Raw genomic sequence first — 18275 nt, 5'->3', positions numbered from 1 at the left:
GCATCGGCTCCGCATTTGGAAGGCATTGAAACTGCCCAAGTCGTTGAAATTCAAAGGATGCCGCAGTCATGCAGGAAGGCTCCATCAGAAGCGACATCGAACTTCGTCCCCCCGTGGCCATCGCGGTGGGTGCCGGCTTCAAGCGCGAGATCACCTCTCTTACCGCGATGCAGAACTTTCTCAAGGAATGGCCGCAGGCCATGCGGGGCGGCAGCTACGCCAACGCATTCCGCGCCTGCGAGGCGGCGCGGAGCGGAGAGATCGATCTCGACAAGGCGCGACAGGCGTTCCTGGTCTTTGCGCGGAAGGCCGGGATCGAATGGACGGGCGCCGATCCCGTCGCGGTGCTGCGCGAAGCAAAGATCAGGCGAATCCGGGCACGCGAAAGCCGGGCACCAAACCGGCACGTGCCTGGCTAGGCCCAGCCTAGACGCGTTCGGCACACCATGTGATCGGCGTTGTCATGCAAGCTTTGGGATTTGGCCGGCCGATCCTGAGAGCAAGCTCGGCGCCTCCTGGCGTCCATTTTGCCTGCAGACCGCCGCCTTCCCGGCTGACGGTCGGCTGAAACGATCCGGGATCTCGACTGGTGGCCGCTGTCAGTTCGGCGCCGATTCGCCCAGCGCCTCGGCAACGAAGGACGCAGCGATCAGATCGTCGGCCTCAATGCGTAGGGAGCCCTCGCCGCCCCCCATGATCGCCGCGACCTTCTGGAAAGCCTTCATTTCATGCTCGGTGATCCGGGCGTCTTGCATCCTGGCTTTGAGATGGGCAACACGCATCCCGAGCGAACGAGATGTTCCGATTTCTCGTTTCGACATGTTGGTAAACTCCTCCTCGCCCCGCCCGTACTGTTCGCCACTGCCCGTATTTTCACGTTGCCACTGGTTTGTGTTGTCTATGAGACAACGTGAACCAGAGCCGGTAACTCAAGCGCTGAGGGAAGGTTCCGTTAGCAGATGGTAACAAAATAATAATCGGTTAATGGCCCGTCGCCGTAACCAGGCGGCGGGCCATCCGATTTGGTGCCCTATCGATCAATCGATGACCTTGACGATCTTGCGGGTACCGGGGTCGACGATCACCGTCCGGTTATCGACGACGACGTAACGGTATTTCACGTTCGGCACTTCGTGTAATTCGACCGTATCGGGAAGCGTGCTGCCGACATTCAGCTCGACGCCCGGAATCTTAACAGAGGCCAACGGCTGTTTATGCACGTATTCCTTGATCACGGTTTCTTGCTCCGGCGCGATCACGACATCCTGCGCGGCAGCAGCGCCAATGCCAGCAAGAAGCAGGAAGCCAGCGGCGGCGGAGGTGAGGTGCATTTTCATTGGTCGTCTCTCCTATGTGGATCTGAATCGAATCGCCTGAATGCTGCGCCTGCGATTTTCCACAGCGGGTCGGCATTGCCGTAACGCCGTTCGCCTACCCTTGTTCCTGCAAAACTGGACCGGTGCCTGCAAAAACAACCGCCGCCGTGTTCCGCGACCATCGCTTCCGACCGTGGCACCAATTTCGGAACAATGCGTTTCGGGCTGGGTTACCCATGCGAAGGGACCGACTTTCCGAGGAGAAAATCCAATGAAACATCTGCTGATCACAAGCATGATCGCGCTCGGCGTCGGTTGCGGCGCCGCGATGGCGCAGACCGAGTCCGCGCAGCCGAGCGGCGGCGACAATAATTGCACGGCCGGGACGGCCGATTGCCAAAAGGGCGGCAAGGCGCGCGGCCAGGCTCAGGGTGAGATGAAGTCGCAAACCCAGCAGAACGCCCAGGGCAAGGCTGGCGCAAACACCGAAGAGCAGGCTCAAGGCAAGACCAAGATGAAGACCGAAGAGCAGGCTCAGGGTCAGTCAGGCGCCAACACTGACCAGAACGCCCAGGACAACACACAGCTGAAGAAGAAGCAGCAGGCGCAGGGCAAGACTGGCACCAGCACCGAACAGAACGCCCAGGGCACCACCAAGATGCAGACTGAGCAGAACGCCCAGGGCAAGACCGGTACGACCACCCAGCAGAATGCCCAGAACAAGACGAAGACCCGGACCGACCAGCAGGCTCAGGGTAAGACCGGCACGACCACCGAGCAGAACGCTCAGGGCACCACCAAGATGCAGACTGAGCAGAACGCCCAGGGCAAGACCGGTACGACCACCCAGCAGAACGCCCAGGGCAACACCAACGTCGAGACCGACCAGAACAAGACGGCATCGATCAATAACGTGACGGTGGAACAGAGGACGCAGATCACGCAGGTCATTCATGAGAGCCATGTCGAACCGGTTCGCGACGTTAGCTTCGACATCTCCGTCGGCGTCGAGGTGCCGCGCCACAAGGTGCGTCTGCACCGTCTGCCGGCCCGGATCGTCAAGATCGTTCCGGCTTATGAAAACTATGAGTATTTCGTCTTGGCCGATGGACGCATCGTCATCGTCGACCCGGACACCTACAAGATCGTAGTGATCCTGAGCTGATCCGGTCAGCATAGCGGATAAGGGCCCGCCCAGGTGGCGGGCCTTTCTGCATGGAGAAGCATCTTAAACCCGGCAGGCAGTCGCCCGCATGCGCTGCGGTCCATTAGGCATGACTTGAATGTCGCCGGCTCGGGAACGATCCGGCGCAATTGCCAGTTGTCACAGCGGAAGTCCTGCGTCCGTGGTCCCTGTCGGGGCCGGACGAAAGGGCAATGGGGCCGCCGGCAAACCGTTCAAGCTTGCGGTCCACCCGGAAAAGGTGCATGGGTCAAAATGGGTAGAGATATGGGCGAGATCGCTGATGGCCGAATATGGTCGCGGCGCTCGGTTGGGCAAATGTATTTTCCGCAGTTTCTTGTGGGAATGGTTGGCACGCTTCTAGTGATCCTCGGCTGGACCTTCATGTCCACGGGATCTGTCTGGATGGCGATCGGTTGGACATTCCTGGCGGCCGTGGCTCTGCAGGCCGGCTATTTCGTGGCCGTGCTCTGGCTCGTGCACAGTGAGATCCGCGTAACCGACGAAGGCAAAGCGGACGTAAGCGCGGCACCCGCCAAGATACCCGGACCGTTCGAGCGCGATGGCATCATCCACGCCCTCATCTTGCGGCTGTTCCCGAAACTGCTTCCCTGATCGCTTTGCGTCGGTTCCGGCCGCGGACCCATCTATTCCTTCTCGACAGGCATCCATGTCGCAATAGCCCGGCACGTTGCTTCTTCAATTCGACCGCGGAGGCCATGCTACACCTTGAGGCGCCATCCGTTGCATCGGAGCCGATAGACCGCCACTAGCTTTGCATCGGCGATGGGCCGCCATCAACAAAATCGATGCGGCGCAACCAAACGCCGGCTGCAGCTCTCCTTGATCGGAGGCTGTAGCCGGCGCGCCTGAAATCCCTGCTCGGTTCGCTCAGCTAGCGCGCGGTGGCCGGTGAGGCCGAGCGCACCGTTTCCGTCGACGAGAAGACGACGAAGCCGAAGACCAGCACCGCGGCGGCCACGATCAGCGAGCCGATTGCCACGACCGGCTCGATCTCCGGGTGGCCTCCCGCCAGCATCCAGTAGAGCGCCGGCAGCATGATCACGATGCCGACCGTATAGAGGCCGTAATGGATCATGGCGATGCGGCGCTCGGCCTTGGCCGGGTTGAGCGCATAGTAGCCGCCGAAAATGGCGCTGGTGACCCAGCCAAGAAGGTTGATGTGAGCATGCGCCGGAAAGGCACCGTGATCGCCCGAAATCGCCATCTGTAGTCCGGCGGCGACGCCCAGGACGAGAAAGACGATGGCCGTCTTGAAGAAGAGTTCCGATACCCGTGGCATTTGTTGTCCTCCCAATGCCTCTGTAAACCCGACTCTGCGCAGTCTACATCGTGCGAGCGATATTAGCCATGACGCACCTAAGTCGGTGCGGCCTTCGGGCGAAAGCCGCGAGGTTTGGCGGCGGTTTTGCAAAAAAATGGCTCGCCTCTTTCGAAGCGAGCCGAAAAGGGAGCCGGGCTTGAGGTCGGCTCCATCCAGGTTGCCACCTGAATTCCAAGCAGAGCTAGCGTAACAAAGCCGGAATTTATTCCACCGCAACGGGGCAAAGGTTTTTCCGACACGCGGCCGCTAGCCTTTGCCGATCGGCCATCGCACAGAAGACGCCGCCGGCCAGCATATCTCCCCAATCAGCCGACGGGCGAAAGCATGCGCTTCAGCGTCCCGTCCCTCAGCCAGAACTGATGGTAGAGCGCCGCCACGACGTGGACAGCGATCAGCACGATGAATGCCGGCTTGGCAAGCGAATGAATGTCACCCCAAGGGTCGCCCAGATAGAACGCCAGAAGCCCGATTGCCGGCGTCGCCAGCAACAGCACATAGAACAGGCCGTGCGATACATGCGCGGCGACCCGCATCCATCCCGATCCATGACCGGCGGGGGCCGGCGCGCCGGATACCAGCCTGAGGACCAGTCGAACAAGCACAAGCGCAAGAACGGACAGGCCGACCCAGTAATGAGCTGAGCCCAGCGCCTGGTCGGTGGCCGATACCGGCTGGCCGTCTTCGGCGGCGTCCACGACGACTGTCATGCTCTCACCGAAGAAGAGCTGAAATAAAACCAGCGCTGCAATCAGCCAATGCAGCGCGATCTGAAAAATTGAATATCCACGTCTGGTTTCCATCGCGACCGTTCCCTGAATACAAGGCGTCCCACGCCTTAACGTTGTTGAATAGTCGCGAGGACGATGGCCGAATTTGGCTCGAAAGCTCCCGCAATTGTGGCCACAATCTTACATTTTCGTATGGCGAGCATTCGCGCCGGCCTTGGCGGTTCGAGACTGGGACCGGCACCTTGCAAGCGCGCAGCATTTGGGCAATGCTTGGGCCTGGGGGAGTGGTTTCCGTAATTTCGGAAGCGCGATTACATGTTCATCGACTACTACGAAGTTCTGGAAATAAGCCCGAACGCCAATTCCGAGACCATCGAGCGGATCTTCCGCTACTTTGCCATGCGCTATCACCCCGACAATCGGGAAACCGGCAATGAATCGCGCTTCAGCGAGATCGTTGAAGCCAACAATACACTCCGCGACCCCGTCAAGCGGGCTCAATACGATATCCTTTACCGCGAGCATCTGGGTCTTCGTCATGAACTCACCGAGGGAGCGCGCGACGGCGGCGGCATGGAGCGGGATTCCGTCATCCAGGCCAATCTGCTGTCGCTTCTCTATGTGAGGCGCCGGCGGGACGTCAACAATCCGGGCATCGGCGACGACGAACTCGAGCGCCTGTCCGGTTGCCCCCGCGAGCACCTGGAGTTCCACCTGTGGTACCTCAAGTCGAAGGGCTTCATCGGCAGGACGGAGAACGGCACGTTCGCGATTACCGTGGAAGGCATAGATCACGCCGGGGTCAAGCAGGGCCGGAATCGCCCTGACGCCACCCGCCTGCTCGATCACGCCGAATGAGCCCGGTTTGCGTCGCCCTGATCGTCAAAGGTCCGCCTGCTGGCCTGAACCAGCGGCGGGCACAACGAAGGAACAGCTACATCCCGCAGGAATCGACCGTCCTCTCCTCACCTCCCGTATCTGGGCGATTCCACCGGGGCCGCGGAGCATGCCATGCGCCTTGGAGGGCAGAACAGCGTCGGTGACTTAGGCACTGTGCGCCCTCGAATACAAGGCGACTGAGGTCTGGCGCACTGCCGCAATTGGCACGGCTTGCGACGGCAAATGCAGTCGCGAATGAAGGCACCGCTGGAGCTTGCTCTTGTGTGATGCAGTCCGTTCCTGGCCGGTGCGAGATCAAAGGGATTGCCTGCCCGCCGTGCCGGCGATAAACATGTCGCAGCACGATATATTATCCCGCGGCGCGCAGTAGAGCGTCCGCAAGCCGGCGTCTCGGTTTCGACCGCCGGCCACCCGGAAAACAGGTGGCAACCTGGTGCGGGATCAGCACCCGGCAATGGGGCTCCCGCTTTGGCTCGTCTCGACTGGGGCGAGCCATTTTTCTGCCGGAGACGGCGCGCCCGTCGCCCTGTCAACAAAAAACCGCCGGGCGAGGCCCGGCGGCTTTCGCTCGCCCTCCGGTCGGTTCGTCCGCCTTATGGGGTTGTTGTGGTTGTCGCCGTGGCCGCGGCTTGCGCGTCGATCTTGCCCGCCAAAGTATCCTTGGCCCAGGCGGTGACGTCGGCGTCGACTGGCTTGTTGGCCATGTCGGCAAGGGCAGCGTCCAGCGACGCATCGGTGGGAGGCGGCGCGTTGTCAACCGCGGCCTGCGCATCGGCGATCGCCTGGGCATCAGTGGTGCTGATCGTGGCGTTCTGGGCGTCAATCTGTCCCTGAACGTCGGCGATCTGCGCATCGAGAGCCGCCTGCTGTTCGGGCGTGAAGCCGGTTGTGTCGGTCGCGTTGAGGTCGGCGAGTTGCTGAGTGAGGTCGGCCAGCTTGCTCTGGTCGGCGGCCAGTTGGGCGTTTGCCGCGTCGAGGTTGGCCTGGGCGTTCTTGGCTGCCGCGGCCTGCGTCACGTAAGCCTGGACGCCGGCGAACTTCTTGCTCTTGGAATTCATATAAGCGTTGATGTTGCGCTGCAGCGAGTTCAGCCGGCCGAGCTTGGCGTGAATGTTCTTGTCCTTGGGCGTGGCAGACGTGGTCGTATCGTCAGTCGTCGCGTCATCGGTCGAGTTGTCATCCGACGCGCTGGCATCGGCGCTCTTGTTGTGGCCCGGAGCCGAGGCCGAGTTGCCGTGCGAGGCGCCGCTCTTGCCGCTGCCCCCGCCATTTCCATGACCGCCACCGTTACCGTTACCGCCGCCGTTTCCGTTGCCGCCGCCATGGCTGCCGCCATTGCCGTGGCCGCCGCCGTTACCGCCGGCGCCGGCAAGCGCGGGGGCGGTCGCGAGCGCGAGAATGGCCAGGGATGCCAGAAGTGTCTTTCGCAATGTCATTGTGCTTCTCCGCAGATGAATCGTCACTATGGCCCAACCGCTAGGCAGCCTCTTATGAGAATTTCCTAATGGCGTCGGATAAACTTTAAGCAACTGCGGTCGCGAAATGAGAGCATAGCCGCGGCCTCTCCGCAATTTTCCCAAAATACCACGTTAACTCATTGAAATCTAACGTAAATACAAAGGGCTTAGCATCTGTGGGCCGTTTGGAACAAAGAAGGCCCTTGTCTCGCCAGACCATGGTCCCAAGAGGCAATTGCCGCCGCGACAATCCCCTGCAATCGGGATCACCTGCGCCTTTGGAACCCTGCCGAAAGGTCGGGGTTAAACAAGCGAAGGGACGTTGCCTAAAAGGACAGTCACCATGAAACGAATTCTTCTCGTTGCCGCCTTTGTTGCTTTGTCCGGTGGTCTGGCGACGGCGCAGTCGGGCACGACATCGGGCAGCTCATCGACATCGTCATCCACCACAACGACGATGCCCAGCAGCCAGGGCACAGACACGACCACGACGAACTCGACCAATTCGAATTCAGCGAAGGACTGCGCGCCTGGGCAACAGACCGGCAGTGCCAAGCAGGCGGCCCCTGGCCAACAGGATACGAGCGCCAAATCCAACGCTCCCGGCCAGATGAAAACCACAACGGAAGGCTGCTAGCCACCAGGCACAAGTGGGGCTGGCTTTTTGCCGGCCATCAAGCGGAAGGATTTGGATCTTCCGTGCCACCAGTCTCGGTCGCCGTGCCGGTTGCCGTCTCCGGCTCCTGACCTTCGCCCGAACCGGTCGGGGAAAGCACGGTCAGGTCCATTCGGGCGATCCGGGATGCGGATTTTCCTTGGGCATTCGGCTCGCCGATGTCCGTCTCAAAGACCGAGGCTTTCGCGAGGTGGCCGACGCTTTCGGCGCGCTTGCCCGGGAAAGTTTCCGACGCCTGGGGTCTGCTCGCTTGATGCACGGCGCCTGGGCCGTGCTGGCTTCCAACAAGAGAGGTCATGGCTGCGCTCCTGATATTGGATGACAGCAACCCCTAGCATTCCTGGCTGGCGCCAGCCTTGCAGCTTTTTAGAGAATCCTAAGGTACATCCGTTCGTCCCTCTAGCTGCTGACCAGGGGCACGGTCACCGAGGTGGTGTAGCTGATCGGGTAATTGCTGAAATAGGGAAAGCTGATGACAAAGGCATAGCTGGCGTTGACGTGTGCCATGCGGAACCCGCCGCTCGCCGGATCGGTGGTGATGGTGACGTTCACATTCCGCAGGCCAAGCGCCTGAAGCTTCTGTGTGGCGATGGCCTGGATGTCGGCCTGCGTCAGCGTGTTGTTGAGCTGCAGGGAGCGCGCCGAGGCTTCGAGCGCGTAGCGCACGCTGGATACGCTGTTCATCGACCAGCCGAAGGCGAAGATGCCGAACAGGAGCATGATGAGAAAAGGCGCGACCAGGGCGAATTCGAGACCGGCGCCGCCCGCCTCATTAGCCGCAAATGCCGAAAGCCGGAGCCTTTGTTTAGCGCACACGGACCACCTGCACATGGCCGATCGCGGTATTGTCTGGGTATGGACCAAAGGTGAAGGGCGGGATCCAGGTGCCGGATGCCTGAATCTGGACGTAGACGGACGGCGCTTTCGGTCCACTGCATAAGGTCGACGCATCGACCACGGTGGTCCCACACTTATAGATGCGACTAATCGTAACCTGCGCGTCGGAAGGCTTGTTCTCCCAGCTCGACAGCGCGACAGTCTGGGTCGCGCTGTCGTCAGCGGAGCCAGCCATCACGAGGTTGGCCGCCGTTTTCACACCGGCGCGCATCGACAGCGAACCCGCGACATAGGACCAGCCGTCCATGATTCCGAGCAAGGCCGCGCACAAGACAGGCAAGACAAACGCGAGTTCCACCGCGGCGATGCCCGATTCATCGCGAATGGCCGGCATCAGTCGACGGGCAGCGGATTTCACTCTACCACCGCAACCGCCTGAGCGGCCGGGATGTCCTTCATCCCGAGGCTCGAGCAGTCCTGGTTGATGGTCGAGTTGCCCGACCACTGGATGGTATCGGCAACGACCTGGGTGCAGCCATTCACGCCCGAGAAATTGCCAAGATAGTTGACCTGTTGCCTGGGGAAGTAGATCGCGCCGGTCAAAAGCGAAGTCGCGGTGCCGTTGAAGGTGCTCTGCGCGGCGGTCCCCGTCCGGTCGCCATAGAACAGCACGCCGGAATAGGTGCCCGTAGTCGGGGCGGCCAGCGTCACGGTGGCGTTGCCGTTCATGCTGACAGTGTTGCTGCCGGCCATGAAGATCGTAACGTCGCTGCCTTGGATGACGGCACCCGCATTGATCTTCAAGTCGCCCTGGACGACGTAGACACCGGGGGAAAGCGTGATGTTGCCGTTGAGGCTCATGCCGCTGCAGTAGGTCCCGGGCTGGATCGTTTGCGTCGTCTTGTTGCCGTTGATCTTCTGGCATGGGGTCGTGGTCGCGGGAGCCGGCAAGCTGGCGAACGGATCGGCCGCCGGCAGCGCCTGGGTGATCGGGGCCTTGCAGACCATCGGCACCGGATTGTTCAGCACGACGCCGCCGGCCGAAATCAGGCAATCGGCCTGAAGCCCCGCCGACCCCTGCACCTTGATGGCATCGTTGGCGATCGAATTCGCCATGATGACGCAGCCGGCCAGTTTGACGCTGGTGCTGCCGGAGAAAAGTGCTGCCTGGGAGGCCGACGGATTGAGCGCTTCGATGCAAGCTTTGGAGGCGTCGGTGATCAGCGCCACCGCCCTCGCCCGCTCCGGTACTTTTGTCTGAGTGAAGATGGACGTGAAGATCCGGTCGAGATCCTGGTTGAGGATGACCTCGACCGCCTTCTTGGCCGTGTTCGGTCCCGACGCCGGCGGGGTGTTGACGACAATGGTGCCCGCACCAAGGCCATTCGAGGCGGCCGATGACGCGGCGGCGGCGGTGATGGCATCCGTGTTGGATCCGGCGATCTTTTCCAACGCGCCGGCATAGGCGGCCGCGTCGGCGATCGCCTGCAGCTTCAGGCTCGAATAGTACCAGTAGGAGGTCTCGACGCCGAGCCCGGCGCCGCCGACGACGACCGGCAGGGTGAGCGCGAAAATGGTGGCGACATTGCCGCTCTTGCCTTCGCAAAAGCGTCGAGAGCCGCGTCGAGAAAAAAGATTTCTGATGAACCGACCTGAAAAGGCCATGGCCGAGCGCACCCAAGCTATCCCAGCCGTTACGTCATCATTGCCGTATGAACGAATGCCTAATTATTTCGCTCGATTTTTGCCGGTGGGACCCTAGCGCTCCGCTGCCCCCGCCTTGCGCCGCACACACTAAGACTTAAGGCCTATAAAGCCTCGGACTTAAGGTTTAAGCGTCGGTAAAACCGTGCATTTTAGCTCTCTCTGCATTTTATCTATTTTGGAAATCGACCGTAGAGACGGCGCGCATATCACTCTCGGACATATGACGAGGGCGAGCTCCATGTTGGGACGTTTTTTGGCATCGAGGCGCGGCAACTTTGCGATCGCAGCCGCGGTCGCCATGGTGCCGCTTATGCTTGGCGTGGCGGCATCCATCGATCTGATAGGCACGAGCGACGACGCCGCGCAGTTGCAGAACTCGCTGGACGCGGCCGGCTTGGCGATCGGCACGAAATACCTGCCAGGCATGTCGGCAAGCGACGTGCAGCAACTCGGCCAGACCTTCTTCGCCGCCAATATGAGCGCAGCCGACGCGCAGGAACTATCGGGCAGCCTCGCCGCCTTCCAGGCCAGCGCGAGCGGCGATCCGGGCGCCTATTTCATTTCGCTGTCGTCGAGCATCAGCCGGCCGGCCTTCATCAGCGGCATGCCGGCCTGGCAGGCGACGCGCACCGCCTCGGTCAAGCTCAAGCCCGGCGCGCAAGCCTGCGTGCTCGCGCTCGATCAGCACGCCGACGGCGCGGTCAACCTGCAGGGCTCGACCAATGTGGCGATGAACGGCTGCGTGATCGCGGCCAATTCAGACGCGCCCGACGCCGTCAATCGCGGCGGCTCGGCGATCGTCAGCGCCGGCTGCGTCTCGACAGTCGGCGGCACGCAAGGGCTGACGCCGCCGAACGCCACGCTTTCCTGCGGCGCGCCGCATGAGAACCAGTATGCTTCGTTCGATCCGCTGGCCGACGTCGTTCCTCCCGCCTATACGCTGTGCCTGCCGGTGCCCAATGGCAAAACGGTGACGCTCTCGCCGGGTACCTATTGCGACAAGACCTTGTCGGGAAAGATCACCCTCAATCCGGGCACCTACATCATGCGCAATGTCACCATAAAGCCGGGCGGCAACGGCAGCCTGAGCGGCCAGGGCGTGACGATCTTCCTGATGGAGAACTCACAACTCTATATCAACGCCAACGAGCAGGTGAACCTGTCGCCGCCCACCAGTGGCCCCTACGCCGGAATCACCATCTACCAGGCTCACGGCAACACACAGGCGCTGACGCTGAACGGCGGATCGGGCTCCGTGGTCAGCGGCTTCATCTACGCCCCGGACGCCGTCATCACCTATGCCGGAAATTCGGACATGAACGCCCAGGGCAGTTGCCTGCGGCTGGTCGGCGATACCATCTCGATGACGGGGAACTCGGCCGTGAAGTCGGATTGCACGGCCGAACTCGGAGGCCGGGCGGCGTATGCGGGCCGGATGATCACCCTGGCGAAATGAGCACCAACCTCCTCCGCCAGGAGGAGGACGAGATTGCGCCTAGCCGACAATATCCGCACCCGCTCGCTCGTCGAAGAGCACGGCGCAGCCGCGCTTGAGAGCGACCTGCGTCAAGGCGTTGGCCGCATCCTCATCCGACGAGACGAAATCGCCGGTCAGGACGCGCAACTCCTCGACGGCCCTGGACATCGGCACGATACGGCCGGCCGAACGGTCGCTCACGCAGGCGTCGATGACGCACAGAAGATCGATGAGTTCGAAATTGTCCATGGCGGCCTCCGCCAGCGCCATCCCTTCGCTCCGTCAACGGCCCGGGGCGCGGACTGGTTCCCGCGCCCGGCTTCATCCGCGCGGCCTGGCGGGCGCGAGCTTGAGGTCGAAGCGGGCCGGCAGGCATGGCTCGAGGCAGGCTCGGCGCAGCGATCCGGTCGCAATCGTATCGACCGGGAGAAGGATCACCATACGGGCCTGGCGCTCGGGCCAGAGCGGCCTGCCGAAGACGAAGAAGACGCCGCCGACCAGGCCGGCCAGAAGCAGTGCGGCAAACAGATTGGCGATCATCTTACCGGGTTGCACGGCCCTCAACTCCAGGAGCGGTTTCAGGGAAAGGCGTGCCCGCCATATCGCAGGAATAGCGGGCACGCCGTGGTCAACCGCCGATGAAGGGACTTTGTCCGGCGGCTTGCTAGCCAATGATTTTGGTGCCGTCGTTGTTTCCTGAAAATAGGCGTGTCGGGCCTCTGCGTTCGTGCGATGGGACTTCGGTCCGAAGATGGCCCGGGACCGTCGCCCGAGGGCCTGGAATATCCACCTTCCACGACAATGCGCCAAGTGTTCGGCTGAGCTCGCGGTCACCTCTATTAATTAGCAATCGCTCATAATAAGGCTTATGAATACACTCGCGGTCGCCGACGATCGCAACGTCAGGCGCCGCTTCACACATGGGAGGGATACCATGGCCGAAGTTGCAATGAAGGTGACGAAACTCGAATCCAAATCGCACAACAATCCCGATGAGGTCCGCGCGCCCGCCAAGACGCGTGTCGAGATCGTCCGGCTCCCGGGCTATACGCTCGGGCGGATGAACATGCAGCCGGGCTGGAAATGGTCCGAATGCGTGAAGCCGGTGGTCAAGACCGACAGCTGCCAGGTCTCGCATGTCGGCTATGCCGTGTCCGGCTCGATCACAGTACGGATGACCGACGGCACGCAAAAGACCATCGAGGCGGGCACTTCCTACACCATCCCGCCCGGCCACGACGCCTGGGTGGAAGGCAACCAGCCGTTCCAATGCATCGAGGTGCTGAGCGCCGAAGAATACGCCAAGCCGGCATAGCGCAGACAGTCGCAATTTACGTTCAGAAGCGAAGGAGGGACCGCCTCGCGAGGCGATCCCTCCTCATGCTGCGGCGGCGTGTCCCGCGCAAAGGTCATGCGCACAACCGGCGTTCTATCTGTGGCTGCGCCCCCAGTTGTGGAAACCTGCACGGCCAAGCGTGGTGGCTTGACAGAGAGCTTCTTTTGTTCTCTTTATGTTCCGTTAATTCCCCTTACAAAAGACGCAGCTAATGCTGCAATGCCACACAAATGGCCATGGGAGCGCGCGATGGCCGCCACGAACACCGCCGCGGCCGCCACCATCCTGCATGCCGACCTCGACGCCTTCTACGCCTCGGTCGAGCAGCTGCTAGATCCGTCATTGCGTGGCAAGCCGATCACCGTCGGCGGAGGCGTGGTGCTGGCGGCCTCCTATGAGGCGAAAATCTTTGGCGTGCGCGGCGGCATGCCGGGCCGCAAAGCGCGCGAGCTCTGCCCTCAGCTCATCTTCGTCGGCGGTCATTTTTCCGAATACCAGCGCCTCGGCGACGCCGCGATCAAGGTGCTCGACGACTTCACGCCGGCGGTCGAGCGCATCTCGATCGACGAGGCTTTTGCCGACGTCGCCGGCTGCACGCATCTGTTCGGATCGCCGCAAGAGATCGCGCGAAAAATCCGCGAGCGGGTGAAGGCCGAGCTCGGTCTGCCGATCTCGATCGGCGTGGCGCGGACGAAGCATCTGGCCAAGATCGCCTCGCAGGTAGCCAAGCCCGACGGGCTGGTGGTGGTCGAGCCCGACAGCGAGCTCGCCTTCCTGCACGACCTGCCTGTCACGCTGATGTGGGGTGTCGGCCCGGCGACCAAGGCCAGGCTGGCCGAGATCGGTGTCGAGACGATCGGGCAATTGGCGCGCACCCATAGCGGGGCGCTGGAGCGGCTGATCGGCCATGCCGCCGGCCAGAAGCTTGCCGCGCTCGCCTGGAACCGCGACCCGCGAAAACTCGAGGCACACCGCCGCGCGCATTCTGCCGGCGCGCAATCGGCGCTCGGCAGGAAGCCGGCAGTGCCGCGCGTCTTCGTGCCGACGCTCCTGCATCTGGCCGACCGCGTGGCCAGCCGGTTGCGCGCCAAGGACCGGCCCGGGCGCACAGTGACGGTGCGGGTTCGCTTCGCTGATCTGCGCGCTGTGAGCCGCTCGATCACGCTCGACCAGCCGATCCAGGCGACCGCGATGCTGGCGGAGATCGCCGAGGAACTGGTGCGCGGCGTGCTTGCCGCCCATCCGGGCGAGAGGGACATCTCGCTGCTCGCCATCTCTGTCTCGCATCTGGAGGAACATGCCGAGCTGCAGCTCGAACTGCCGCTCGGGCTGGCGGACGAGAAGCTGAGGCCCGGCAGCCGCAAAGGCCTCGCGCGCTTCGGCGCCGACCGGGCGGTGGACAAGATCCGCCAGCGCTTCGGCAAGGAGGCGGTCGGCTACGGCACGGTAGCGCTGGAAGGTCCGCGCTCAGTGCCGGACGGGTTTAGGGAATTGGCCGAAAAGGAGCTGTGAGTGGCTGAGGCATCTCCTCTGGCGCCATTGGAGATTGACGAAAGCCTACGCGCCGTCCGTGCGCTGCGTACCAACCGCTTCGGGTAATCTCCCCGTCCGTCGGCGCGGGCCGATTTCCAATCTGTGAAGTTACGCGTTCCCCCACTTGCAAGAATGTCGGTGCTGGGCTCGATTGCGCAAAGCCAGGCTTAAGGACGCCGGACGGACAGGCAAAGGGGGCCGCGATGGAGCCGATTGCGGCTGGATCACCACCGGACGCGCATGGCGGCGCGCCCGAGCGCTATGATCTCGGCCTCTGCCTGTCGGGCGGCGGCTACCGCGCCATGCTGTTTCATGCTGGCGCGATATGCCGCCTCAACGAGGCCGGGCTGCTCCAGAAACTCGACATGGTAAGCTCGGTCTCGGGCGGCTCGATAGCCGCCGGGCTGCTGGCGGTACTTTGGCCGCGTTTCGCCTTCGTCAACGGTGTCGCCGCCAATTTCGATATCTATCTGAACAGGATACTGGAGTTCTCGCAAGTATTCCTCGACGCGCCGGCGATCTTCAAAGGCCTGCTCAACCCGCTTTCGAGCGCGGCGCGCGAAGTCGCCGCCTGCTACGAGAGACATTTGTTCGACGGCTCAAGGCCGATGCTGAAGAGCCTGCCGGAAAAACCCTGGTTCGTGTTCTGCTCCAGCAATCTCGGCACCGGCTCGCTGTTCCGGCTGTCGCGGCGCTATATCGCCGACTATCGCATCGGCGTCGCCTACCAGGCCGACCTGCCGGTGGCTCTCGCGGTTGCCGCCTCCTCGGCCTTCCCGCCTTTCCTGTCGCCGCTGCGGCTCGACCTCTCGCCCTTCGCGTGGAAGAACGACAAGCTCGACCCCTCTGTCGGCCCGCCGGTGCCGCCGCGGCGCGCCGTGCTCACCGATGGCGGCGTCTACGACAATCACGGCATCGAGCCGGCGCTGAAACGCTGCCGCTGGCTGCTGGTCAGCGACGCCGGCGCGCCGTGGCAGGCTTCGAGCGCCGGCTATCGGAACTGGTTCTCGCAGTTGAAACGCGTGCTCGACACCACCGACAACCAGGTGCGCTCGCTCAGGCGCCGGGATCTGGTGGCGCGCTTCCAGGCGGCCAAGGACGCCGACGATCGTGGCCTGGCCAATGACGCGACCCGGCCCGGCTATGCGGCGACGCGCGGCGTCTTCTGGTCGATCGCAAGCAAGCCCGACACGGCCGAGCCGACCTTCGTGCAGACCGCCGCCACCGCACCTGCCGATATCGGCACCTCGCTGCATTTCCTGGGCAGCGAAGAGACGGTCGATCTGGTGAACTGGGGCTATTGCGCCGCCGACCAGGCGCTGCGGGGCTGGTACGAGCCGGCAGTGGCTGCGGGCAAGGGCGTGCCGCTGAAAGCGGGCGACGTGAAGCCCGGCCGCTGCGCTGTGGTGTCGAAGACGCTGATGAGTATGTTCAAGGTTTGAGGGTGCTCGAACTGCCAATTTCCCCCTTGTGGGGGAGATTGGCAGTTCCGCCGCCTTCGCCAATTATCAATCGCCTTGGCGCAATCCAATCCGGTTCATCCCCTGCCCTGCGCATGCTAACAGGGTCAACCCAAACACCCGGGATGGACAGCGACATGGCGATAGACAAAGTAGCTTTGGTGACGGCGGGCGGCAGCGGCATGGGCGCAGCGGCGGCCAGGCGCCTGGCGGCGGACGGATTCAAGGTCGGCGTGCTGTCCTCTTCCGGCAAAGGCGAAGCGCTGGGCAACGAGCTCGGCGGCTTCGGCGTCACCGGCTCCAACCAGTCGAATGAGGATCTGAAGCGCCTTACCGATGGCGCGGTGGAACGCTGGGGCCGCATCGACGTGCTGGTCAATAGCGCCGGCCACGGGCCGCGTGCGCAGATCATCGAGATCAGCGACGAGGACTGGCACAAGGGCATCGACACGTATTTCCTCAACGCCGTGCGCCCGACCCGGCTGGTGACGCCGGTGATGCAGAAGCAGAAGGGTGGCGTTATCATCAATATCTCGACCGCGTGGACGTTCGAGCCGAGCGCGATGTTCCCGACGTCGGCCGTGGCGCGCGCCGGGCTTGCCGCCTACACCAAGATCTTCGCCGACACTTATGCCCCCGACAACATCCGCATGAACAATGTGCTGCCGGGCTGGATCGACAGCTTGCCGGCGACGAACGAGCGCCGCGACAGCGTGCCGATGAAGCGCTACGGCACTTCGGATGAGATCGCCGCGACGATCTCGTTCCTGGCCTCGGACGGAGCCGCCTACATCACCGGACAGAACATCCGCGTCGATGGCGGCATCACAAGAGCAGTGTAAGCCGCACGGCCGAGGGACAGCGCCCGGCATAGCCGGGCGACACGTCATTTGCTGCGGCGACGATGCAGCAGCAAAAGAACACCCAGCAACGCAACGACGGCGACCACGTTGCCCACAACGTTGTTCCAAAAACGCGCTGGGTCGTCCGCACACGAAATCCAGCTGAGCCTTCCCCGGATCTCTCCGGTCTTCAGGCCGCAAGCAAGGTTATAGATCGCGAAGGCGGCGAGTGCCGCCATCACGACAAAGACGGCGTCGTTTTTGTTGCGATCCATGGAGCACGTCTAGCTGCGTCCGATGAAATTTTGCTTATCGCGTGCGGACGACGCGGGCGGCGCTGCAAGTCATCCGGGTCTGCGGGAATTGAGCACCCACAGAAAGGCTATCGAAGCCACCAGGACGATCGAATTACCGACCACGATGTTCCAAAAGCGTGTCGGATCGTCCGCCAGAGCGACCCAATGCAACTTGCCGCGGACTTCGCCTGTCTTGATGCCGCAGGCAATGTTGTAGATCGCGATGGCGGCGAGCGCCGCCATCAGGACAAACAGGTCATTGTTCTTGTTGCGATCCATGGAAGCGGCTTTTAACAGCACTTGGTGAAATTTTGCTTACCTTGGGTAAGACAGCGGCCGGAAGACCGACCGCCGCCCGCTCTCATCTTGACGCAATTCCAGAAGTTACGGCGAAGGCGCCGGAACCTACGCACTTTTCCTGGAATAGCTCCGACCTTACTGGTTGATCTCGGGCTCGACGAGCTTAGCCAGGTTGCGCAGCGATTCCTGCCAGCCGAGATAGCAGGCCTCGGCGGGGATGGCGTCCGGGATGCCGGCCTGGGTGATGTTGACCTCGGTGCCTACCGAAACCTTCTTAAGGATCACGGTCACCTCTATCTGACCCGGCAGGTTGGGATCGTCGAAGCGGTCCGTGTAGCGCAGGCGCTCGCTCGGAACCAGCTCGACAAATTCGCCGCCGAAGGAATGGCTGTCGCCGGTGGTGAAGTTGCGGAAGGACATCTTGTAGGCGCCGCCGACCTTGCCCTCGAACTCGTGGACCGTGCAAGTAAAACCGTTTGGCGGCAGCCATTTCGCCAGCGCATCGGCCTCGACGAACGCGCGGTAAACCTTCTCCGGCTTGGTCGCCAGGACGCGGTGCAGTTGAATGGTGCTCGGCATGTCTCGATATCCTCTCTTCGTTGACCGATGCCCCAAGGACGGGCAGCCCTCAGCCGATCCGACAGAGGCTGTCAAATTTTGTGGCGCGCGGCTACCCTGCCACCCTTGCAGCGGAGGCTGCGGACGTGAGCGCTTCGATCAGGCTGGGCATCGTCGGTGGCGCGGGCTGGCTGGGCGCAATGTGCCGCGATGTGCGACGTCGTTGGCCATCGCTGTTCGTTCGGTCGATCGCTTTTGTCGAGCAAACCGAAATCGGATTCCGGCTCGAATATCCAACGTCGAACATATGGCGACTCAGCCCTT

The 18275-nt window shown here is 62.5% G+C and carries 24 protein-coding genes; 9 read left to right on the top strand and 15 right to left on the bottom strand.

Annotated features, from left to right (window positions below; all coding sequences use genetic code 11):
* Positions 1–68: 68 nt before the first annotated feature.
* The gene (locus LB535_RS10510; RefSeq protein ID WP_224632124.1) at positions 69–419 is read left to right on the top strand and encodes a DUF982 domain-containing protein; all 351 of its coding nucleotides are present in this window, start codon (positions 69–71) and stop codon (positions 417–419) included.
* Between the two features lie 180 nt (positions 420–599).
* On the opposite strand, the gene LB535_RS10505 is transcribed toward LB535_RS10510, so the two are convergent.
* Positions 600–821 carry a hypothetical protein gene (locus LB535_RS10505; RefSeq protein ID WP_140541743.1) on the bottom strand — a complete coding sequence of 74 codons (222 nt, stop codon included), beginning with the start codon at positions 819–821 and terminating at the stop codon, positions 600–602.
* 216 nt (positions 822–1037) lie between these two features.
* On the bottom strand, positions 1038–1337 hold the full coding sequence (locus LB535_RS10500; RefSeq protein WP_140845422.1) for a DUF1236 domain-containing protein: 300 nt from the start codon (positions 1335–1337) through the stop codon (positions 1038–1040).
* 250 nt (positions 1338–1587) lie between these two features.
* Between LB535_RS10500 and LB535_RS10495 the strand changes: the two genes are divergently transcribed.
* Complete coding sequence (locus LB535_RS10495; protein WP_224632123.1) at positions 1588–2481, top strand: DUF1236 domain-containing protein; 894 nt, start codon at positions 1588–1590, stop codon at positions 2479–2481.
* A 285-nt stretch (positions 2482–2766) separates the two neighbouring features.
* A complete protein-coding gene (locus LB535_RS10490) occupies positions 2767–3114 on the top strand; it encodes an exopolysaccharide production repressor protein (protein ID WP_224632122.1) in 348 nt (115 codons plus the stop codon).
* A gap of 280 nt (positions 3115–3394) precedes the next feature.
* Here the strand turns inward: LB535_RS10490 and LB535_RS10485 are convergent, their stop codons facing one another.
* The gene (locus LB535_RS10485; protein ID WP_140845421.1) at positions 3395–3802 is read right to left on the bottom strand and encodes a hypothetical protein; all 408 of its coding nucleotides are present in this window, start codon (positions 3800–3802) and stop codon (positions 3395–3397) included.
* A 347-nt stretch (positions 3803–4149) separates the two neighbouring features.
* Positions 4150–4644: a cytochrome b gene (locus tag LB535_RS10480; protein WP_224632121.1), complete on the bottom strand. Its 495-nt coding sequence runs from the start codon at positions 4642–4644 to the stop codon at positions 4150–4152.
* Positions 4645–4887: 243 nt separating this feature from the next.
* Between LB535_RS10480 and LB535_RS10475 the strand changes: the two genes are divergently transcribed.
* Entirely contained in the window at positions 4888–5430 is a 543-nt protein-coding gene (locus LB535_RS10475; RefSeq protein WP_224529647.1) for a J domain-containing protein, read from the top strand.
* A gap of 635 nt (positions 5431–6065) precedes the next feature.
* On the opposite strand, the gene LB535_RS10470 is transcribed toward LB535_RS10475, so the two are convergent.
* The 6 genes from LB535_RS10470 to LB535_RS10445 all read right to left on the bottom strand — a co-directional run bounded on the left by LB535_RS10470 (position 6066) and on the right by LB535_RS10445 (position 10107).
* Entirely contained in the window at positions 6066–6908 is an 843-nt protein-coding gene (locus tag LB535_RS10470; protein ID WP_181174878.1) for a hypothetical protein, read from the bottom strand.
* Positions 6909–7232: 324 nt separating this feature from the next.
* Complete coding sequence (locus LB535_RS10465) at positions 7233–7484, bottom strand: hypothetical protein (protein WP_224548515.1); 252 nt, start codon at positions 7482–7484, stop codon at positions 7233–7235.
* Between the two features lie 119 nt (positions 7485–7603).
* On the bottom strand, positions 7604–7933 hold the full coding sequence (locus LB535_RS10460; RefSeq protein WP_224632120.1) for a hypothetical protein: 330 nt from the start codon (positions 7931–7933) through the stop codon (positions 7604–7606).
* 71 nt (positions 7934–8004) lie between these two features.
* A complete protein-coding gene (locus LB535_RS10455) occupies positions 8005–8421 on the bottom strand; it encodes a TadE/TadG family type IV pilus assembly protein (RefSeq protein ID WP_224630369.1) in 417 nt (138 codons plus the stop codon).
* Positions 8411–8860: a TadE/TadG family type IV pilus assembly protein gene (locus tag LB535_RS10450; RefSeq protein WP_224630368.1), complete on the bottom strand. Its 450-nt coding sequence runs from the start codon at positions 8858–8860 to the stop codon at positions 8411–8413. Before LB535_RS10450 ends, LB535_RS10455 begins: the two co-directional genes overlap by 11 nt.
* A complete protein-coding gene (locus LB535_RS10445) occupies positions 8857–10107 on the bottom strand; it encodes a pilus assembly protein TadG-related protein (protein ID WP_140845415.1) in 1251 nt (416 codons plus the stop codon). Before LB535_RS10445 ends, LB535_RS10450 begins: the two co-directional genes overlap by 4 nt.
* A 280-nt stretch (positions 10108–10387) precedes the next feature.
* On the opposite strand from LB535_RS10445, the gene LB535_RS10440 reads away from it, so the two are divergent.
* A complete protein-coding gene (locus LB535_RS10440; protein WP_224632119.1) occupies positions 10388–11605 on the top strand; it encodes a TadE/TadG family type IV pilus assembly protein in 1218 nt (405 codons plus the stop codon).
* A 39-nt stretch (positions 11606–11644) separates the two neighbouring features.
* On the opposite strand, the gene LB535_RS10435 is transcribed toward LB535_RS10440, so the two are convergent.
* Positions 11645–11875: a hypothetical protein gene (locus LB535_RS10435; protein WP_140845461.1), complete on the bottom strand. Its 231-nt coding sequence runs from the start codon at positions 11873–11875 to the stop codon at positions 11645–11647.
* Positions 11876–11947: 72 nt separating this feature from the next.
* Entirely contained in the window at positions 11948–12181 is a 234-nt protein-coding gene (locus LB535_RS10430; RefSeq protein ID WP_140845413.1) for a polymerase, read from the bottom strand.
* Positions 12182–12560: 379 nt separating this feature from the next.
* Between LB535_RS10430 and LB535_RS10425 the strand changes: the two genes are divergently transcribed.
* The 4 genes from LB535_RS10425 (at position 12561) to LB535_RS10410 (ending at position 16797) form a co-directional block, all read left to right on the top strand.
* Positions 12561–12941: a cupin domain-containing protein gene (locus LB535_RS10425; RefSeq protein ID WP_140845412.1), complete on the top strand. Its 381-nt coding sequence runs from the start codon at positions 12561–12563 to the stop codon at positions 12939–12941.
* Between the two features lie 270 nt (positions 12942–13211).
* Positions 13212–14474: a DNA polymerase IV gene (gene dinB, locus LB535_RS10420; RefSeq protein ID WP_224632118.1), complete on the top strand. Its 1263-nt coding sequence runs from the start codon at positions 13212–13214 to the stop codon at positions 14472–14474.
* Between the two features lie 224 nt (positions 14475–14698).
* Entirely contained in the window at positions 14699–15937 is a 1239-nt protein-coding gene (locus LB535_RS10415; RefSeq protein WP_224632117.1) for a patatin-like phospholipase family protein, read from the top strand.
* Between the two features lie 155 nt (positions 15938–16092).
* Positions 16093–16797: an SDR family oxidoreductase gene (locus tag LB535_RS10410; RefSeq protein WP_224529669.1), complete on the top strand. Its 705-nt coding sequence runs from the start codon at positions 16093–16095 to the stop codon at positions 16795–16797.
* 44 nt (positions 16798–16841) lie between these two features.
* On the opposite strand, the gene LB535_RS10405 is transcribed toward LB535_RS10410, so the two are convergent.
* The 3 genes from LB535_RS10405 to LB535_RS10395 form a co-directional block, all read right to left on the bottom strand.
* Positions 16842–17072 (bottom strand): hypothetical protein, encoded by a 231-nt coding sequence (locus tag LB535_RS10405; RefSeq protein ID WP_224632116.1) that lies wholly within the window; start codon positions 17070–17072, stop codon positions 16842–16844.
* Between the two features lie 69 nt (positions 17073–17141).
* Positions 17142–17372 (bottom strand): hypothetical protein, encoded by a 231-nt coding sequence (locus LB535_RS10400; protein ID WP_140541677.1) that lies wholly within the window; start codon positions 17370–17372, stop codon positions 17142–17144.
* A gap of 156 nt (positions 17373–17528) precedes the next feature.
* Complete coding sequence (locus LB535_RS10395; protein WP_095768273.1) at positions 17529–17972, bottom strand: SRPBCC family protein; 444 nt, start codon at positions 17970–17972, stop codon at positions 17529–17531.
* Positions 17973–18275: the final 303 nt, after the last annotated feature.

This window comes from Mesorhizobium sp. CA10, assembly GCF_020165285.1.
Lineage (GTDB): Bacteria > Pseudomonadota > Alphaproteobacteria > Rhizobiales > Rhizobiaceae > Mesorhizobium.
Note: the sequence above shows the minus strand (reverse complement) of the source record. Positions and strands in the feature narration are given on the sequence as shown.

Coding starts and splice junctions, on each gene's coding strand:
- LB535_RS10510 (WP_224632124.1), top strand. CDS start 69: ATGCAGGAAGGCTCCATCAGAAGCGACATCGAACTTCGTCCCCCCGTG.
- LB535_RS10505 (WP_140541743.1), bottom strand. CDS start 821: ATGTCGAAACGAGAAATCGGAACATCTCGTTCGCTCGGGATGCGTGTT.
- LB535_RS10500 (WP_140845422.1), bottom strand. CDS start 1,337: ATGAAAATGCACCTCACCTCCGCCGCCGCTGGCTTCCTGCTTCTTGCT.
- LB535_RS10495 (WP_224632123.1), top strand. CDS start 1,588: ATGAAACATCTGCTGATCACAAGCATGATCGCGCTCGGCGTCGGTTGC.
- LB535_RS10490 (WP_224632122.1), top strand. CDS start 2,767: ATGGGCGAGATCGCTGATGGCCGAATATGGTCGCGGCGCTCGGTTGGG.
- LB535_RS10485 (WP_140845421.1), bottom strand. CDS start 3,802: ATGCCACGGGTATCGGAACTCTTCTTCAAGACGGCCATCGTCTTTCTC.
- LB535_RS10480 (WP_224632121.1), bottom strand. CDS start 4,644: ATGGAAACCAGACGTGGATATTCAATTTTTCAGATCGCGCTGCATTGG.
- LB535_RS10475 (WP_224529647.1), top strand. CDS start 4,888: ATGTTCATCGACTACTACGAAGTTCTGGAAATAAGCCCGAACGCCAAT.
- LB535_RS10470 (WP_181174878.1), bottom strand. CDS start 6,908: ATGACATTGCGAAAGACACTTCTGGCATCCCTGGCCATTCTCGCGCTC.
- LB535_RS10445 (WP_140845415.1), bottom strand. CDS start 10,107: ATGGCCTTTTCAGGTCGGTTCATCAGAAATCTTTTTTCTCGACGCGGC.
- LB535_RS10440 (WP_224632119.1), top strand. CDS start 10,388: ATGTTGGGACGTTTTTTGGCATCGAGGCGCGGCAACTTTGCGATCGCA.
- LB535_RS10435 (WP_140845461.1), bottom strand. CDS start 11,875: ATGGACAATTTCGAACTCATCGATCTTCTGTGCGTCATCGACGCCTGC.
- LB535_RS10425 (WP_140845412.1), top strand. CDS start 12,561: ATGGCCGAAGTTGCAATGAAGGTGACGAAACTCGAATCCAAATCGCAC.
- dinB (WP_224632118.1), top strand. CDS start 13,212: ATGGCCGCCACGAACACCGCCGCGGCCGCCACCATCCTGCATGCCGAC.
- LB535_RS10415 (WP_224632117.1), top strand. CDS start 14,699: ATGGAGCCGATTGCGGCTGGATCACCACCGGACGCGCATGGCGGCGCG.
- LB535_RS10410 (WP_224529669.1), top strand. CDS start 16,093: ATGGCGATAGACAAAGTAGCTTTGGTGACGGCGGGCGGCAGCGGCATG.
- LB535_RS10405 (WP_224632116.1), bottom strand. CDS start 17,072: ATGGATCGCAACAAAAACGACGCCGTCTTTGTCGTGATGGCGGCACTC.
- LB535_RS10400 (WP_140541677.1), bottom strand. CDS start 17,372: ATGGATCGCAACAAGAACAATGACCTGTTTGTCCTGATGGCGGCGCTC.
- LB535_RS10395 (WP_095768273.1), bottom strand. CDS start 17,972: ATGCCGAGCACCATTCAACTGCACCGCGTCCTGGCGACCAAGCCGGAG.